Source organism: Pseudogulbenkiania sp. NH8B (assembly GCF_000283535.1).
GTDB lineage: Bacteria > Pseudomonadota > Gammaproteobacteria > Burkholderiales > Chromobacteriaceae > Pseudogulbenkiania > Pseudogulbenkiania ferrooxidans.
Map to the genome: position 1 here is coordinate 2195691 of NC_016002.1, position 14208 is coordinate 2209898.

A 14208-nucleotide genomic window follows, 5' to 3' on the forward strand; every position below is an offset into this window, starting at 1 on the left:
CCACATATCAGCAGGTCTTCTCAGTAAAATCTATGGAACTACTTCCACCATGCCTTTTGGTTGTCAACATAAATAGTGCACTGTGGGATTCGAATCGTTTTGCTGGAGAAAGCCTTTTTGACCTCCCACCGGAAGTCCGTTGCCAAATTCACCAAAACACCAGGCGAAGGCGTTTTGTATCTTTTAGATGTTTTGTAGTAACCTCCTGATGTATTTTCGCTTCCACCAGGTTCGTACCAAGTGCGCTGCTCGACATAAAGCTTGTAATCACCAAAATGTATTGGCTGCAATATTAAGCCTTCCACCCAGTAGTAGACACGGCCAAAGTAGGTGGCATGACACCATTTCTCCCACGCTTTGGGGCTATACATATTCGAAGAAAGATTTTCGTTTCTTAGTCCAATCCAAATAACGGCTACTCCCAAGCGATGGTAGTTTTCTGTTCGCGTTGTTATATCCGAAACACTTAGATTGCTTCGTTGAATCTCTATGGCAACAGGGATGGAGTTGATGCAGGCGAACACATCCGCAACTGAAACTCCAAAGTCTTTTTCAAGCTCAAGGCCTGTGATATTGGCTGAGTTGGCAAGGGCGTGAAAAACATCTAGCTTACAACGCATGTGAGCTTCAGTCTCACCCTTGCCGCGATGGCATGTTATGGGAGGCTTGTGCTTGAAATGGTGGGTCTTAATGTTTCCTTTATTTAGGACGACCTGTTTCTTGCATGTTGGACAAAAAAATGGAGCTTCGATTTTTTGTGCGACAGATGCAATAACCTTGCTTTCGTCGCTTTGGCGGATTGCTGTCAGCATTTTGACTCCAGATTTCTATTGATTAGACTCAGCTGGTACAGAATTCTGCCCTTCAGGATTGGAGTTTAGGCTTTTGACTTCGTGCCGAAGCTTTTCAAGCTGCAGGCGAGCCGTCTCATCTTGGATTGGCTGTATTTCGCGATGCCATTTAACAAATCCATAAAACATGGAAATAACACCAAATCCGGCGACAAACCCAAGCACCGCCATAAAGAATTTCTTGTCAGATAGAGCTAGCTCAACCTTCTTTTCAATTACCTTTTGTTTGGTCGCTTCGATAGCTGTTGGTTTTGTAGTGGATTTTAATGTCTCATACTCAATTGTGGACGCAAAAATCAATTCATTAGTTGATCTGGTAATGTAGAGCGAAGAGCCCAAGCAGAATATAAAAATCAGCAGTCCAAATAGTGCGTAGAATTTGTAAATGCTATCGGTTGGGAGTGGGATTTTGTTTTCCATGGAGGCGCAATCCGTGATTGAGATGTGTCGCTATTGAGGTGAGTGTTAAATTTCTCCCAACCTGACAGCTTAGGGTGCGTTTTCACCGTGCCACTCACTGAGGGTTTGTGAGGCGAGCTCGGCAATATTCGCTGTACTTATGCCGTGCCTCTTGACGAACGCCTCTACTTGTTTGGCCACCTCTTTGAGTAAGAGGCGAGCTTCTTCCGCAATGATGTCCAAGCGCTCAATCAGTATCTGGCATGCGTGATCGTTGTGAATTGCAGCGCGGCTGCTGGCTCGGGAACTATGGACTAACCAGTTTCTCTCTGAGAGAAGAGCTTGGAACCGGTCTTCGACCTCCTGTGGTAGCTGCTTAGCTTTTACTAATTGATTAATCGTTGAGCCAAAGGTCTTGCTTTTCGCCTTGTCAACTAGTTCTTGACCCGCCGCGATACCCATACCAGCCTTTGCGTGAACTACAAGTACGAAGTACTGGGCAGAAGTAGCTTCTAGCTCCTGAAGCTGCCAGAGAGCAAACCCTACTCGGTGAGTGATGGCAAACAGCCGATCAGACTGGAGTTGGTGGTCGTGTAGCATGGTTATATGTTCTAATTTAAAATTTTCTGGCCGCTGGAGGCCGAAGAATAGGGAAGAACCTGCAGGGGAGATTGTTGGCAGTCCGGTTGATCACAGTATTAAGCAAAAGTACTGGCCGGTATGGAAATTTGATCGACGCTATAGCCCAACTTGGTGGCAAGAGTGCTCACGTCAATTCGGTCCCAATGAGGTGAGCCAGTTTCGTTTTCAGATACAAGCAGGTAATCAACTTTGTCAGGTGACAATCCAGTTCCTGCGGGCCAGTGTTCAAGCCACACAACATCCGGTTTTTCTTGCCTCAACAGATCAAGTATCGATTTCTCATTTTTCAATGCTCCAGATACCTGACGAAGAAGGAACACGACAACCGCAACCGTAAGCTTCTTTGCCTTCTCAATAGTAGTTGCAAATTCATCCAAGGTATCCGCAAGGAATTTTCTCTTTTTCTCGACAGATTTGTTTGACAGATATTGATATACCTGGTCTCGAATGATCTCGTATGCGTTCTGAACGGATGTGCCATGATTGTCTGGTGTCTGAGAGCAGACGATCACGACGGGCCTCCCCGACTCCGCAACGATACGAATGTGACACTTTGATCGAATCCCGCAGAATCCTGGGAATTCGTAAAAAAAATCCTCTTGCATGAGAACACCCCCCTTATACAGCCCAGCCAAGTCTAGTCTTGCATTGCATTGTTGAGTATTCATAAATCATATACAAAATGCATTACCCTCTGCCAGAGGTGTCGTACATTGAAGTGTTCACCTCTGGTTGCCTACAGTCCTCCTTACCGAACCCCTTCCTCCCTCTCCCTGTCTGACCCCGCCCACACAATGCGGGCATGACTAGCCCGACGCCCTACATCACCCCCCAGGATCTGGAGGACCGCTTCGGCCCGGACTTCCTGCTGTCGGCCACCGACCCGCGCAATAGCGGTGAGGTGGACCAGGCAGCGGTATCCCGCGCCATTGCCGACGCTACCGACCTGATCAACAGCTACCTGGGCAAGCGCTACGTGCTGCCGCTGGCGGTGGTGCCGGGCACGGTGGTCCGCATCGCGGCCGATCTGGCCCGTTACTTCCTCCTCGCCGACAACCCCGGCGAGGAAATCACCAAGCGTTACAACGACGGGCTGCGCTGGTTGCGCGACGCGGCGGACGGCAAGGTCTCGACCGGCCTGCCGGAAGTGCAGGTCCCCGCCAGTTCCAACGGCAAGGTCATCGTGTCCGGCTCGCCGCGCCTGTTCAGCCGTAAAACGCTGAGGGGGTACTGATGGAGCGTCCCAATCACCTGGCGTTTGGCGGTCTGCTGGTGAGCCGTCTGCGGGCCGAGCTGACCGACATCCGCAACATCGGCCAGCGCGGCGAGCTGGACGAGGTCATCAGTGGCAGCGGCCAGGGCTTGCCGGCCATCGCCGTGATCTACCGGGGCGACCTGGTCCGCAGCGGCAGCGAGCAGGCGGCCGGCGGCACCCGCATCGTGCAGCAGTGGCTGGTGGTGGTGGCGGTCAAGGTGGCCGGCGCTCCCGACAGGGCACTGCTGGACGCCGGCGACCTGCTCGGCCGCGTCCGGGGCGCGGTGCTGGACTGGTTTCCGGGGCATGAGCCCTACGGGGCCATCGAGGCCGCGACGCCGCCCCAAGCGCTGTATCTCAACGGCTGCGGGTTCTTCCCGCTGGCCTTCAATGTCGATTTCTACGCCTGACCAACCCAAGGAGAACGTCATGGCCGATCCAACGCCCGTCCGCGTGAAGCTACTGAAGGCCCACCGCCACGCTGGCGCGGACCACCAGGAGGGGGCAGTGCTCACCATGTCCCCGGCCACGGCAACGTGGCTCAAGAACAACCGCATCGCCGTCGACGCCGACACGGCCACCGAGGCTGCCACCGTCGTCACCGTTAAACCCAAGGAGGCTCACGCATGAGTTTCGCGCCATTCCAGGCCAGCACCGAGAAGCACACCATCGCGGTGAACGGCCAGTTCCTGTGGGCGGACTACGCCGCCCGCAAGTTCACGTCGTTCGCCATGGTGGAGTCGGCTGACATCTCGATCAGCGAGGAGTCCGAGGAGCTGCCCGACTCGTACACCGGGGACGGCAACTACGACAAGATCACCCGCGTGAAGGCGGTGGTGATCGACTTCGCGGTCAAAACCTTCTCTCCGGAGGTGATGGCCGAGATGAGCCAGGGCACCGCCTCGGTGCGCGCCGCCGCCACGGTGTCGGACGAGCTGCATACCGCCTACAAGGGCAGCGTGGTGCTGATCGAGCAGCCCGGCGCCGACACCTACCAGCTGACCGACGAGGCCGGCACCAAGACCTACGTCCCCGGGGTCGATTTCTTCCCGACCGCCGCCGGCCCGATCCCCCTGACCACCGGCGCCATCGCCGACGGCAGCAAGGTCAAGGTCAGCTACCAGGCGGGCGAGGCCAACGTCGTCGAGTGGCTGACCGGCCAGCGCAAAGAGAAGGCGCTGCTGTTCCACGGCATCAACCGCGCCAACGGCAAGCAGGTTGTGGTCGAGGTGTTCCGGGGCAAGTTCGGCTTCGTCGACAAGTACGCGCTGCTCGGCAAGTCGTTCCGGTCCGGCGGGCTCAAGTTCGAGTGCCTGGCCGATCCGCTGCAGCAGGGCGCGGGCCGTTCCCAGTGGATCAGGGAAACCTACCTCAAGTAAACCATGGGCACGGGACACCGTGCCCCGCCGGAGCCAAACATGCGCGTTCAAGAAACCTATCCCATCGGCAAGGACAAGTCCGTCACCGTGACGGAGCTGACCGTCGCCGAGATTCGCGGCCTGGTGGTCCAGTTCGCGGCGCGAGATGACGTGGCCGACCTCGACCCGGCCGAACGTGCCGACCTGTTGATCGACAAGACCCTGGTGCCGGGGATCGACCTATCAGCCATCCGCCTGATGACAGGGCTGTCGCGGGAGGTGCTGGGGGCATTCGGCCAGTCCGAGCTGCAGGCCATCGTCGAACACTGCCGGGGCTTGAACCCGCTTTTTTTCGGGATGCTGGCACGGTTGGAGGAGGCGAAGCAGCGGGCCGAAATGGCGGCGCTGGCGAGCTTCCAGTGGCCCAGCAGCTAGAGCGTTTCGAAGCCACCCTGTGCGCCGTGATCGGCGCCGGCCATCCGCATGCCTTGAGCTACCCCTGGCGGCTGTTCCTGGCCGCCATCGATGAACTGAACCGCCAACGATCATGACCGCCCAGACCCTGCAATACGTCATCAACGCCAACGCCAGCGGCTTCCTGAGCGCCATTGGCCAGGCTGAGGCCAAGTTCGGCAACGCCTTGCAGGGCATGGCGGACAAGGCCGCCCGCGTCCAGCTGTTCGAGCGCTCGCAACAGAGTGCCAAAGAGGCCGCTAAAGCGTACTTCTCGCTCAAGAAGGAGGTCGACGCCTACCGCCAGGCGCTGGCGTCGGCCACGTCGCCCAGCAAGGAGCTGGAGGCCCAACTGGCGCGGGCCGAGCGTGGGCTGGCCCAGGCCGGCACCCGCATGCGCACGGAGGCCGGGGCGCTGGCCACGTTGCGGAAGGAGCTGACGGCGGCCGGCATCGATACCCGCAACCTGGCGGCCGAGCAGGAGCGCATGGCGGCGCGGGTGGCTTCCGTCAGCCAGCGGCTCAACCAGTCGCGCCGGCTGGATTCAGCCCGCTCGGTGCTGGGGGTGGAATCGGAAGCGGACGTCACGCGCCAGATCCGGCAGGTGCAGGCGGCCTATCAACGGCTGACCGCCAGCGGCAAGCTCAGTTGGTCGGAACAGGTCGCCGCCGCCCAGGCCATGCAGACCAAGGTCGCCGAGTTGCGCGGCTCGCTGGCCGTACCGATGCGTTCGGGCTTGCTGTCGTCCTTCAGCTCGGAAATGGCCGGCGCCTTGCTGGCGCTGGGTTCCCTGACGGCCGCCGTCCAGGCCACCCAGTCCGTGCTGACCGTCGGTGGCCAGTTCGAGACGCTGCAGGTGCAGCTCAACAACGTCGAGAAATCCTCGGTGCTGGGCGCCAAGGCCATGGCCGACATGCGGCAGATGGCACTGGACACCCCGTTTGGCGTCAAGGGGCTGACACAGACCTACGCCCAGCTCAAGAACTTCGGCCTCGATCCGCTGAGCGGCGCGATGCAGGCCGCCACCAACCAGGCGGCCAAGCTCGGTGGCTCCCAGGAGACCCTGTCGCGCATCTCCCTGGCGCTGGGCCAAGCCTGGTCGAAGGAGAAGCTACAGGGAGAGGAGGCGCTGCAGCTGATCGAGGCGGGCGTGCCGGTGTGGGAGCTGCTAGGCCGGAAGCTCAACAAGGCTGCCTCCGAGCTGCAGAGCCTGGCCAGCAACGGCCAGCTGGGGCGCGACGCCATCCGCCAGCTGATCCAGGCGATGGAAGAGGACGCCAAGGGCGCCGCCGCGTCCAACGTCGGCACCTGGGAGGGCATGCTGTCCCAGCTGCGGGACCTGTGGGATCAGTTCCTGGCCATGGTGGCCGAGAACGGCGCCCTGGACGCGGCCAAGGAACAGGTCAAGGCGTTGATGGACGCCATCAAGCAGGCCATGCAGGACGGCACGGCGGCGGAAATGGGGCGGAATCTCGCCGCCGCCATCCGCGCCATCGGCGAGGTGGCCCGCCTGACGGTCGGTTTCATCCGCGAGCATGCGGACGCGATCAAGCTGATGCTCGGGATGTGGGTCGGCGGGAAGATCCTGCAGGAGGCCATCGGCTGGCTCGGAGGGCTGGCTGGCGCCCTCAATGCCGTTCGCGCCGTATCCTCGATCCGGGTGGCGGTGGCCGCCGACTCGGCCGGCATCGCCAAGGCCCTGAGTGAGATCACCGGGCTGCTGAAGGTGGTGCGGATGCTGCCGCTCAGCCTGACCCTAGGCATCGGCGTACTGGGCGCGGCGGCGGCCGTGGTCGCCATCGATGTCATCCTGGAGCACACGGAACGGCTGAATGCCGCGAACGAACGGCGCAACAAGCTGCAGCAGCAATTCATCGACCTGGCCAAGAGCGGCGTCACCGAGGTGGATGTGAAATCCGCCGCTCAACTCAACGGCTTGAGTAAGGAGGCGCGCGCCAAGTACGAAGCCGACCTGAAGCGCGCCCTGGCCACCAAGCAGAACCTGCTGCACCAGCGCCAGGAAGACGTCGGCGACATCAGCGGCGACGCCACGGCACAGCGCCTGGCCAAGGAAGCCTGGGCGTACCAGCAAGCGCTGGACGCCTACCGACAGTACAGCCGGCAGCGCATCACCCTGGAAGAGACCTTCGGCAAGAACGTCGAAGGGGTGCGGCGTGGCACTTTGGCCAACCTCGCCGAGAACCTGGCAAAGGAACAGAAGCTCTACGACCGCGCCAACGAGCAGCTGAAGAAAAGCCTCGATGCCCGCCAGCGTCACCAGGATGCCTGGGCGGCGCGCAACGCGACCGACCCGGCAGCCAAGGCCAAGGCGCCGGACGAGCTGGGCGTGACCGACTACTACGACGCCAAGAGCAAGGCGGCGGCCTTGGCCAACAAGGCGTCGGACAGCCTCAAGCAGGCACAACAATCGGGGCTGGACAGCGACTTCCGCCGCTACCAGCGCGAGGCCCAAGCCGCCGAGAAGGCATTCGAGTCGCTGGCCGACACCATCGCCCGGCTGCGCGAGGCGGGCAAGATCACCGAAGGCGAGTTCAAGTTCTTCAACGACGAGTCCGGCCGCCTGCAGGACAGCTTCGACGCCGAGGCCGAGACAGCCGCCAAGAACCAGCTGCAGGCCGTGATGGAGAAGCTGGAGGCGCTCAAGCAGGCCGCCGAGCAGGTCAAGAACCTGAAGGTCGGCTTCGATACCGAGCAGGGCGTGTTCGACCTGGAGAACCTGCTGGCCCGCTTCCAGCAGCTGGCCGAGGCGAAGCCAGTGCGGATACCGGTGGAGTACGTCGACCCCGACGGCAACTACCTGAAGGAAGCACGACAGTCCGTCGGTCTGCCGCCGATCCAGAAGAACGCGGCGGGCGGCCTGATCCGTGGTCCGGGGACGGGCACCTCCGACAGCATCCTGTCGTGGCTGTCGAACGGCGAGTTCGTGGTCCGCTCGGCGGCGGTGCAGCACTACGGGCCGGAACTGCTGCACGCGCTCAACCGGCTCAGCCTGCCGCGCTACGCGCACGGTGGACTGGTGACCCAGCTGCCACGCCTGGCCAGCCCGATGGCGGCGTTGCCGGCCCTACGAGCGCCCGCGCCCACGGTCTCCCGTGAACTGCAGCCGCTCAACCTGTACCTGCCCGGCCAGACCGCCCCGGTCGCGCTCGCCGGCACGAATGATGCGGTCAAGCAGCTGGTCGACGCTGCCCGGACCCTGAACCTGAAATTTGGCTGACATGACGGAACACGACTACGCCCTGACCTTTGGCCTCGACGGGGTGTTAATCCCGGTCCGGGCCGCCGTGAAGTTAACGCAGCGCTATGAGCGGCTGGGCGGCAGCACACTGCTGCGCACCCGCTCCGGCAAGGGGGTGCTGCAGTCGCACTGGCACAAGTGGCGCACCGAGTTGACCGGCACCGGCTGGATGCCGGCGCCCCTCGGCCTGCTCGATCCGACCGTGCCGCACGTACTGGACTGTGTGGCGCCTCGCGCCGTGACGGTCGGCACACCGGTGGTCGAGCGCCCGGACATCCCCGGCCAGGTGCGCGACGGCTTCTACATCTACTGGCCGCGCCTGACGGGCTTCATCACCGTCACCGAAGACACCGATCCCCGCGCCCTGACGTGGGGCTGGACCCTAACCCTGGAGGAGCAGTAATGGCGACGCCGAATCCCGACTACCGAAAATCCGTCCCATCCATCAATGGCATTCCGACCTATCTGGACGGGTGGGAAACCGTCACCACTGCCGAATGGGATGGCGGCATGGCCCTGCCGGTGGATGACTGGATTGGTCTGGACGCCATGCTCCGGAGTAATGCTGACACGTATGCCGTCCTGACCATCGAAACCCCTGCCACGGCCCCGGTCACGTATCGCCAGATACTGGTGGTCTACAGCATGAGCGACATGATGCAAATTGGACTCAGCCAAAATATGGCCACCGATGCGCCGCCGCTGGACTTCCGTTTCCCCGCAGGCAGCCGCCTCTACATGTCGATTTCGGCGGAAGACCTGCAGCAGTTGTTCAACAACCAACTAACCGTCGTGCCGTATGGTGTGGTCAATGGCAGTTGGGCCTGCTTGGCGCCATTCCCGCCCAGAGTGGTCAATCCCGATGGCACGAGCTACGTCCTACCGGCGGTGGGAAGTCGCACCGGGCTGATCCTGGTGGCCTTCCCGGCGGCCGGTGGCAAGCATATCGCGCTGTCGGCCACACCCTTGTCCCTGTCGGGGACATGGTACAAGCAGACGGATAACGGGGCCCCGTCTGAGGGCGGGCCGGCCTGATGCTCGGTACCGGTATCCTGTCACGTTTCGTCCTCGGGCAGTCCGAGACGACACGCCCTGACAACACCTTCCGCCTCCCGCTGCATGTCGTGGTGACCGCGCCGGCCGCCGGCAGCATGACCGCCGTCGCCGTGCGCGTCGCCGTGGTGCCGGCCCGGCTCGACGCATCCACCTGGTCGATCCGGGTGATGCTGGGCGGCGCCGATGTGTCCGAACGGCTGACCGGATCGGTTGAGATCGAGGCCGAGGAGGGCGCGGCACGGATTGCCACACTGACGCTGCTGCTGGCAGCCGGCGACACCTTGGCGGGCTATGCCGGCGCGGTTCTGGCCGTCGACGCCCAGGCCACCCCCGCCGCACCGTGGGTGCGACGCTTCACCGGCCGAGTGGTAGTGCCAGAACTGGACCTGGAACAGGGCACGGTGCGGCTGCACGGCCAGGATGCCCGGCGCGAAGTGCTGGCGCTGGCCGACCGCAGCGCAATCGATGCCATGCTGGGTGGTCACGGTTCTGACGTGGTGTTTGGTGCTGGCCGCGACAGTCTGCGCTACGCCACGGACCAACTCATCACGTTGGCCGCTGCCTTCGACCTTGATATTTACGGCAATCCCCGGCTGACACCCTGGTCGGGCCTCGCCATCACCCGGACGCTGAGCGACGACGACCTGATCGACGGTACGCTACACGTGCAGCCGGCGGCGCTGACCGACGTGGTCAACGTGGTGACCAACGACACCGTCAGCCTGGTCGACGACAACGCCTCGGCCAATAACGACCCACGCAATGCCGTGACCGTCGGCCGCCAGCGCCGGCAGACCGCCTGCAGCTTCGAATACCGCCTGCCACGCTTGCACCAGTGGACCTTCACCTACCACTGGAACATGGGTATCAGCTACAGCGAGTACGTCATCGGCAACAACGGAAAGCCCTACCAGCTCCCCGAGAAAACCCTGTTCGAACAGGCGGCGCAGAACACCGGCTGGCTGTTGGCCTCGGCGACCTACCACCCGCCACGCCCGACCGGCTTTGTCGGCTACAGCTCCACCGGCAGCGTGCTGATCTTCGTTAACGACTACACCGGCGACCCGGCCACTGACCCACGCTGCGACGAGGCCCAGCTGACCCTGGTTAAGCGCATTGCCCAGGTGGTCACCGAGCGCTGGCGCCTCACCGTTTGTGCACCGGACTCGGTGGTCGCGCTGGGTACCCGCAAACAGCAAGGCGCCACCGCCAGCCTCGACGCAAATAGCCGCTTCCAGTCAAGCGAGTGGGAGGGCTCTAGCGACGTTGCCCCGCTGATCGCCGGCACCACGGATGTCGACACCTTGCCCGGCGTGAGCCGTGCCACTTGTACGACGGCCATCAAGACCCTGGCGGCCCTCGGTCGGGCGCAGATCCTGGCCAGCCACCGCGCCACGCGGGTCCGGTGTCAGATCCCGGCCGACCTGCGTGCCGATCTGAACCAAGCCTGGCGGCTGGACAGCCGCAGCCTGCTGGCCAGCGGCAAGCTGGCCCGGCTGGTGGAGCGTTACGACCTGAACGCTGGCACGGCGCTGATGGACGTCGAACTGGCGGTGTCAGCCCTGATCGGCGCCGGCACCGTGGACGCGTCGCCATTGCCCGACCCAGCGCTGTCGGCCATCACGGACCAGAGTCTGACTGCCTCGGTGACGGTGCCGAGCTACCTGGAGGGGAGGGCGGAAGCCGAGTCAGGCACCGGCTTCACCACCGGCGCTCAGGGCGATACGACCGCCAGCTACCCGCGCCAGGTGGTGATCCAGACCCCAGCCATCCCGGCGACCCTGACCGACCCGCTCGACGTCGAGCAGACCTATGACGTGACCGTGGCCATCCCGGTCGACGAGTTCACCGTGAGGATTCCCACACCATGATCAGCTTTGCCCTGTACTACGACGCCGCGCTGACCCGACCGGTCACGGAACTGGCCCTGACCGGCGACAGCGAGGGCATGGGCACTCCGCCAAGGATGCGGCTCTGGGCCGGTCCAACGCCGGGCCGGGTTGCTACGGCCGCCGACGGCGGCGATATCGTCCTGAGCGCCCAGAGCACCGGCGCCGGCATCCAGGCCAATGCCGTCCGCCTGGCCACCTCTGAGGATGGCCTGGCTACCGGTGGTGCCAGCGTCAGCCTGGGCGCGCGCATCGACGTCGCCGTGCCGGTGTGGTTGCAGATCACCACTCAAGGCATCGCCGTTGGCGACTACCGCAATCTGGAACTGGTCACCAATGCCCTGAAGGAGGCTGCACTATGAGTCTGAGCAAAGATGACGCCAAGGCCGTGGCCAAGGCGCTGGGGGTGCCGGATCGCCAGTCGAGCGGCGGCCTGCCACCGGCTCCGTCGCGGGGTGGCATCCCCAGCCGGACAGGAACCGGCACCAGCATCCCCTCCGGTGGAGGAGGCATGTCATTCAGTAAGTTGACGGAACAAAGCCGCGAGTATTACCCGGCGGCAGCGACGCCCGCTTATACGGCCGACGGCTTGTTCGCCATCACTGCCAAGCCGATCAAGTCGGTGAAATGCCTGACGGACGGCAATGATGTCGTGACGCTGGAGTTCAAACAGCCATGACACTGGACCAGGTCGAGAAGGCCGGCTTCATCGGCGGGGGCTACGTGGTCACGCAACCTGACCCCGATTCGCCGTACAGTCCGATCACCGGCTATGGGCGCTCCGGCACCTTGCACCGCTGGGACGGGCAATCGTTCGCCTGGCGCGGGGCCAATCCTTTCGGATTCCAGTGGGACGACAAAGGGAATTTCAAGAATGGTGGGCCGCCTTCCTGCATTAACGTGGTTGACGTCCCCGGCGCCCCGAAAAACGTACCCGGGGCCAGAACGGAGGTCTGGTTCACCGGCCCACAGTTGTCGGTGTACGCCGGCCAGGTGCTGGGCCAGTCCTATTACCGCTCACCCCCCTGGCTGTATCCGATAGGTCCAGGAGAAGTACTGTGGCTCTCTTTCGATGGCGGCGGGTTCGCGGACGAGCGTGATCGCCTCCTTCAGCCAGAGGTGAACATCCAGGAGACCAACTCGTTTGCCTGGACCCTCGCCTGGAACGAGAACATTGAGTGGGTTTGGTGTTCCCTGGACGGGAAGAAGGTGCTGGTTCTGGTCAAAGGCTGGGGCTACTTCGAAGCCGACGTCACGGCGGTTACACGAACCGACAATGTGGGCAACCCGAAACGGCTCAATCAAACCCGATACGATGTGCAGATCGCGGTGAAGCAGGTCGCCAACATTCTGCCGCGATACAGTGGCACCAGTGGCGGAGCGGCCTTTCTCATGCCAGAGGGTGTCGTCAAACTGGTCGAGACCCAGGAGGCCTTTGACAGCGATAGCGTGATCAGTGCCTACCAGGGCGTCCTGGAAGGCACGTATAACGAAGACGACAGCCAGCCGTCGGTCTCCCTAACCCTGAGCCAGTATTGGCGAGTGGTCACGCTGTCATTGGAGGGCAGGGACCTGGTGACCTTCAAATATGGTCAACAGTATGTCTCGGCCTGCACAATCGACGGAGAGTCCATTCAAGACTATATGGCAGGATCGTACACGCCGAACCTGGAAGATCGGTGGTGGGAGTCATACCACGGCCTGCCGTATGGGGCGCTGATGCGCGTCTACTACAAGGCTCTCGCTATCTGCGGGGAATCGTATGCTATCGAAGACATGGGGCGCCCCTTCCTGTCCTCCCTGATGCGCGTCGGGATCGTCGAGGTGCCGCAGAACGGGGTACCCGACCCGACTTTTTATTACATCGACGCGGTGAAGGGGAGCCTGATCCCGGATGATCACATCATCCGTAAAGTGCCGAACGCCCGCCATCTGAGAGCCCTGTCACCGGATTACCTCTATCTCTCGGACAACCCGGATGATCAGAGCTTCTTCTTTACGTGAGGCGCCTAGCTTAGCCGCAGACGGCAGCCAACTTGGCCGGATCGGTTACTAGCGGGTTGCCTTCGCCCTGCAGTTTCACAATGCGCTCGTTACGGCGCAGCTCCCAGTCATCGACGGGGTACTGCTTGGCCCAGGCGCACATCAGTTTGCGGTCCTGGCTGCTCATGCGTAGCTGGTAGCGATCGTGCATGTACAAGGTGATGCGAGCGGCCCGTCCGCGCACCTCTTCGCGCGGCTGCACGCGCCGGTTCTTGAAGTCGACGATGGTCCGGCACTGACCGTACATCGGCTCCGGGTTGCGCGTCCAGGCACCGTAAGCCAGGTTGCCCCGGTCGCCGTTGACCTCGCCTACGGCGGGCACTAGGTTGTTCAGGTCGCCCTCGGCCATCTGGAAAACCGGATCGGTAGAGGTGCAGTTTTTACGGCCGCCGTTCTGCCAGCACTGGCGTTGATGGCCCAGCACCCAGGCCGGTACCACGTGCTCCCACTCGATGCGGCTGGCGCGTGCGACGTTCTTGCGCGGCTGATAGCCGCAGGAAGAGAAGTTCACGTCCTTGCCGGTGTACTTGCAGCCACAGTAGAAGTCCTCTTCCATGCCGGTGAAAATACGGGGCAGCACCTTCTTGGCGTTTGCAAAATCACGGTGGCCAACGGCAGACTTGCCGTTAACCAGATTGGAGGCGACGACGGACGCAGCTGGCTTGTCAGTGGAACCAACCGAGTCGGTCGAACTCAGCATGCTCTGACCCAACTGAGCCAGTTGTTTGACGGCCGGGGAATGGGCAACCGAGGAGACTTGGCCGGCGTCACAGCCGGCCAACAGAAGTGCAATTAATACGGGGAAGTAGCGCATTGGGCGGAGTCTACTGACCAGCATGCCGCCCGACAAGCTCTCGCAGTTCGCCATCAAAATAACCTGACGAACCTGCCTGGGGCGGGGGCAAATGCCGGTCTGGCTCCTGCGACACAATAAATATGGAACTATTGCGTTGCTCAGAGTCGGCTCCCATCGATCCAAAGTTGCCGGTCGTATCAGTTGCGG

General features: G+C 62.0%; 18 protein-coding genes. 13 read left to right on the forward strand and 5 right to left on the reverse strand.

What is annotated here, in order from left to right; translation table 11 throughout:
* Positions 1 to 38: 38 nt before the first annotated feature.
* From NH8B_RS20490 to NH8B_RS20500, 4 genes are all read right to left on the reverse strand, one after another.
* The gene (locus tag NH8B_RS20490) at positions 39 to 812 is read right to left on the reverse strand and encodes a competence protein CoiA (protein WP_014086854.1); all 774 of its coding nucleotides are present in this window, start codon (positions 810 to 812) and stop codon (positions 39 to 41) included.
* A 15-nt stretch (positions 813 to 827) separates the two neighbouring features.
* Complete coding sequence (locus NH8B_RS20495; RefSeq protein ID WP_014086855.1) at positions 828 to 1271, reverse strand: hypothetical protein; 444 nt, start codon at positions 1269 to 1271, stop codon at positions 828 to 830.
* Positions 1272 to 1340: 69 nt separating this feature from the next.
* Positions 1341 to 1850, reverse strand: coding sequence for a hypothetical protein (locus NH8B_RS10155; protein WP_014086856.1), 510 nt, complete (start codon positions 1848 to 1850; stop codon positions 1341 to 1343).
* A gap of 98 nt (positions 1851 to 1948) precedes the next feature.
* The gene (locus NH8B_RS20500) at positions 1949 to 2497 is read right to left on the reverse strand and encodes a hypothetical protein (RefSeq protein ID WP_148282950.1); all 549 of its coding nucleotides are present in this window, start codon (positions 2495 to 2497) and stop codon (positions 1949 to 1951) included.
* A gap of 197 nt (positions 2498 to 2694) precedes the next feature.
* On the opposite strand from NH8B_RS20500, the gene NH8B_RS10160 reads away from it, so the two are divergent.
* The 13 genes from NH8B_RS10160 to NH8B_RS10215 are packed head-to-tail and all read left to right on the forward strand — an operon-like array spanning position 2695 to position 13166.
* On the forward strand, positions 2695 to 3126 hold the full coding sequence (locus NH8B_RS10160; RefSeq protein WP_014086858.1) for a gp436 family protein: 432 nt from the start codon (positions 2695 to 2697) through the stop codon (positions 3124 to 3126).
* The gene (locus NH8B_RS10165; RefSeq protein WP_014086859.1) at positions 3126 to 3557 is read left to right on the forward strand and encodes a phage tail terminator protein; all 432 of its coding nucleotides are present in this window, start codon (positions 3126 to 3128) and stop codon (positions 3555 to 3557) included. The genes NH8B_RS10160 and NH8B_RS10165 overlap by 1 nt, the downstream gene beginning before the upstream one ends.
* Positions 3558 to 3576: 19 nt before the next feature.
* Positions 3577 to 3777: a DUF7210 family protein gene (locus tag NH8B_RS10170; protein WP_014086860.1), complete on the forward strand. Its 201-nt coding sequence runs from the start codon at positions 3577 to 3579 to the stop codon at positions 3775 to 3777.
* The gene (locus NH8B_RS10175; RefSeq protein WP_014086861.1) at positions 3774 to 4526 is read left to right on the forward strand and encodes a phage tail tube protein; all 753 of its coding nucleotides are present in this window, start codon (positions 3774 to 3776) and stop codon (positions 4524 to 4526) included. Before NH8B_RS10170 ends, NH8B_RS10175 begins: the two co-directional genes overlap by 4 nt.
* A 39-nt stretch (positions 4527 to 4565) precedes the next feature.
* On the forward strand, positions 4566 to 4940 hold the full coding sequence (locus tag NH8B_RS10180; RefSeq protein ID WP_041702890.1) for a hypothetical protein: 375 nt from the start codon (positions 4566 to 4568) through the stop codon (positions 4938 to 4940).
* Positions 4925 to 5056 carry a hypothetical protein gene (locus tag NH8B_RS21300; protein WP_255345155.1) on the forward strand — a complete coding sequence of 44 codons (132 nt, stop codon included), beginning with the start codon at positions 4925 to 4927 and terminating at the stop codon, positions 5054 to 5056. The genes NH8B_RS10180 and NH8B_RS21300 overlap by 16 nt, the downstream gene beginning before the upstream one ends.
* Positions 5053 to 8196, forward strand: a complete 3144-nt coding sequence (locus NH8B_RS10185) for a tape measure protein (protein WP_014086863.1) — start codon at positions 5053 to 5055, stop codon at positions 8194 to 8196. The genes NH8B_RS21300 and NH8B_RS10185 overlap by 4 nt, the downstream gene beginning before the upstream one ends.
* Before the next feature lies 1 nt (position 8197).
* Positions 8198 to 8620: a hypothetical protein gene (locus NH8B_RS10190; protein ID WP_014086864.1), complete on the forward strand. Its 423-nt coding sequence runs from the start codon at positions 8198 to 8200 to the stop codon at positions 8618 to 8620.
* Positions 8620 to 9252: a hypothetical protein gene (locus NH8B_RS10195; protein WP_014086865.1), complete on the forward strand. Its 633-nt coding sequence runs from the start codon at positions 8620 to 8622 to the stop codon at positions 9250 to 9252. Before NH8B_RS10190 ends, NH8B_RS10195 begins: the two co-directional genes overlap by 1 nt.
* Complete coding sequence (locus tag NH8B_RS10200; RefSeq protein WP_014086866.1) at positions 9252 to 11144, forward strand: hypothetical protein; 1893 nt, start codon at positions 9252 to 9254, stop codon at positions 11142 to 11144. Before NH8B_RS10195 ends, NH8B_RS10200 begins: the two co-directional genes overlap by 1 nt.
* Positions 11141 to 11524: a hypothetical protein gene (locus tag NH8B_RS10205; RefSeq protein ID WP_014086867.1), complete on the forward strand. Its 384-nt coding sequence runs from the start codon at positions 11141 to 11143 to the stop codon at positions 11522 to 11524. Before NH8B_RS10200 ends, NH8B_RS10205 begins: the two co-directional genes overlap by 4 nt.
* Positions 11521 to 11841, forward strand: a complete 321-nt coding sequence (locus NH8B_RS10210) for a hypothetical protein (protein ID WP_014086868.1) — start codon at positions 11521 to 11523, stop codon at positions 11839 to 11841. Before NH8B_RS10205 ends, NH8B_RS10210 begins: the two co-directional genes overlap by 4 nt.
* A complete protein-coding gene (locus NH8B_RS10215) occupies positions 11838 to 13166 on the forward strand; it encodes a hypothetical protein (protein WP_014086869.1) in 1329 nt (442 codons plus the stop codon). Before NH8B_RS10210 ends, NH8B_RS10215 begins: the two co-directional genes overlap by 4 nt.
* Before the next feature lie 10 nt (positions 13167 to 13176).
* Here NH8B_RS10215 and NH8B_RS10220 read toward each other — a convergent pair whose 3' ends face one another.
* On the reverse strand, positions 13177 to 13905 hold the full coding sequence (locus tag NH8B_RS10220; protein WP_148282952.1) for an endonuclease: 729 nt from the start codon (positions 13903 to 13905) through the stop codon (positions 13177 to 13179).
* Between the last annotated feature and the right edge of the window lie 303 nt (positions 13906 to 14208).

Excerpts from the sequence above, each read along its gene's own strand:
- NH8B_RS20490 (WP_014086854.1), bottom strand. The coding sequence starts at position 812 with ATGCTGACAGCAATCCGCCAAAGCGACGAAAGCAAGGTTATTGCATCT.
- NH8B_RS20495 (WP_014086855.1), bottom strand. The coding sequence starts at position 1,271 with ATGGAAAACAAAATCCCACTCCCAACCGATAGCATTTACAAATTCTAC.
- NH8B_RS10155 (WP_014086856.1), bottom strand. The coding sequence starts at position 1,850 with ATGCTACACGACCACCAACTCCAGTCTGATCGGCTGTTTGCCATCACT.
- NH8B_RS20500 (WP_148282950.1), bottom strand. The coding sequence starts at position 2,497 with ATGCAAGAGGATTTTTTTTACGAATTCCCAGGATTCTGCGGGATTCGA.
- NH8B_RS10160 (WP_014086858.1), top strand. The coding sequence starts at position 2,695 with ATGACTAGCCCGACGCCCTACATCACCCCCCAGGATCTGGAGGACCGC.
- NH8B_RS10165 (WP_014086859.1), top strand. The coding sequence starts at position 3,126 with ATGGAGCGTCCCAATCACCTGGCGTTTGGCGGTCTGCTGGTGAGCCGT.
- NH8B_RS10170 (WP_014086860.1), top strand. The coding sequence starts at position 3,577 with ATGGCCGATCCAACGCCCGTCCGCGTGAAGCTACTGAAGGCCCACCGC.
- NH8B_RS10175 (WP_014086861.1), top strand. The coding sequence starts at position 3,774 with ATGAGTTTCGCGCCATTCCAGGCCAGCACCGAGAAGCACACCATCGCG.
- NH8B_RS10180 (WP_041702890.1), top strand. The coding sequence starts at position 4,566 with ATGCGCGTTCAAGAAACCTATCCCATCGGCAAGGACAAGTCCGTCACC.
- NH8B_RS10185 (WP_014086863.1), top strand. The coding sequence starts at position 5,053 with ATGACCGCCCAGACCCTGCAATACGTCATCAACGCCAACGCCAGCGGC.
- NH8B_RS10190 (WP_014086864.1), top strand. The coding sequence starts at position 8,198 with ATGACGGAACACGACTACGCCCTGACCTTTGGCCTCGACGGGGTGTTA.
- NH8B_RS10195 (WP_014086865.1), top strand. The coding sequence starts at position 8,620 with ATGGCGACGCCGAATCCCGACTACCGAAAATCCGTCCCATCCATCAAT.
- NH8B_RS10200 (WP_014086866.1), top strand. The coding sequence starts at position 9,252 with ATGCTCGGTACCGGTATCCTGTCACGTTTCGTCCTCGGGCAGTCCGAG.
- NH8B_RS10205 (WP_014086867.1), top strand. The coding sequence starts at position 11,141 with ATGATCAGCTTTGCCCTGTACTACGACGCCGCGCTGACCCGACCGGTC.
- NH8B_RS10210 (WP_014086868.1), top strand. The coding sequence starts at position 11,521 with ATGAGTCTGAGCAAAGATGACGCCAAGGCCGTGGCCAAGGCGCTGGGG.
- NH8B_RS10215 (WP_014086869.1), top strand. The coding sequence starts at position 11,838 with ATGACACTGGACCAGGTCGAGAAGGCCGGCTTCATCGGCGGGGGCTAC.
- NH8B_RS10220 (WP_148282952.1), bottom strand. The coding sequence starts at position 13,905 with ATGCTGAGTTCGACCGACTCGGTTGGTTCCACTGACAAGCCAGCTGCG.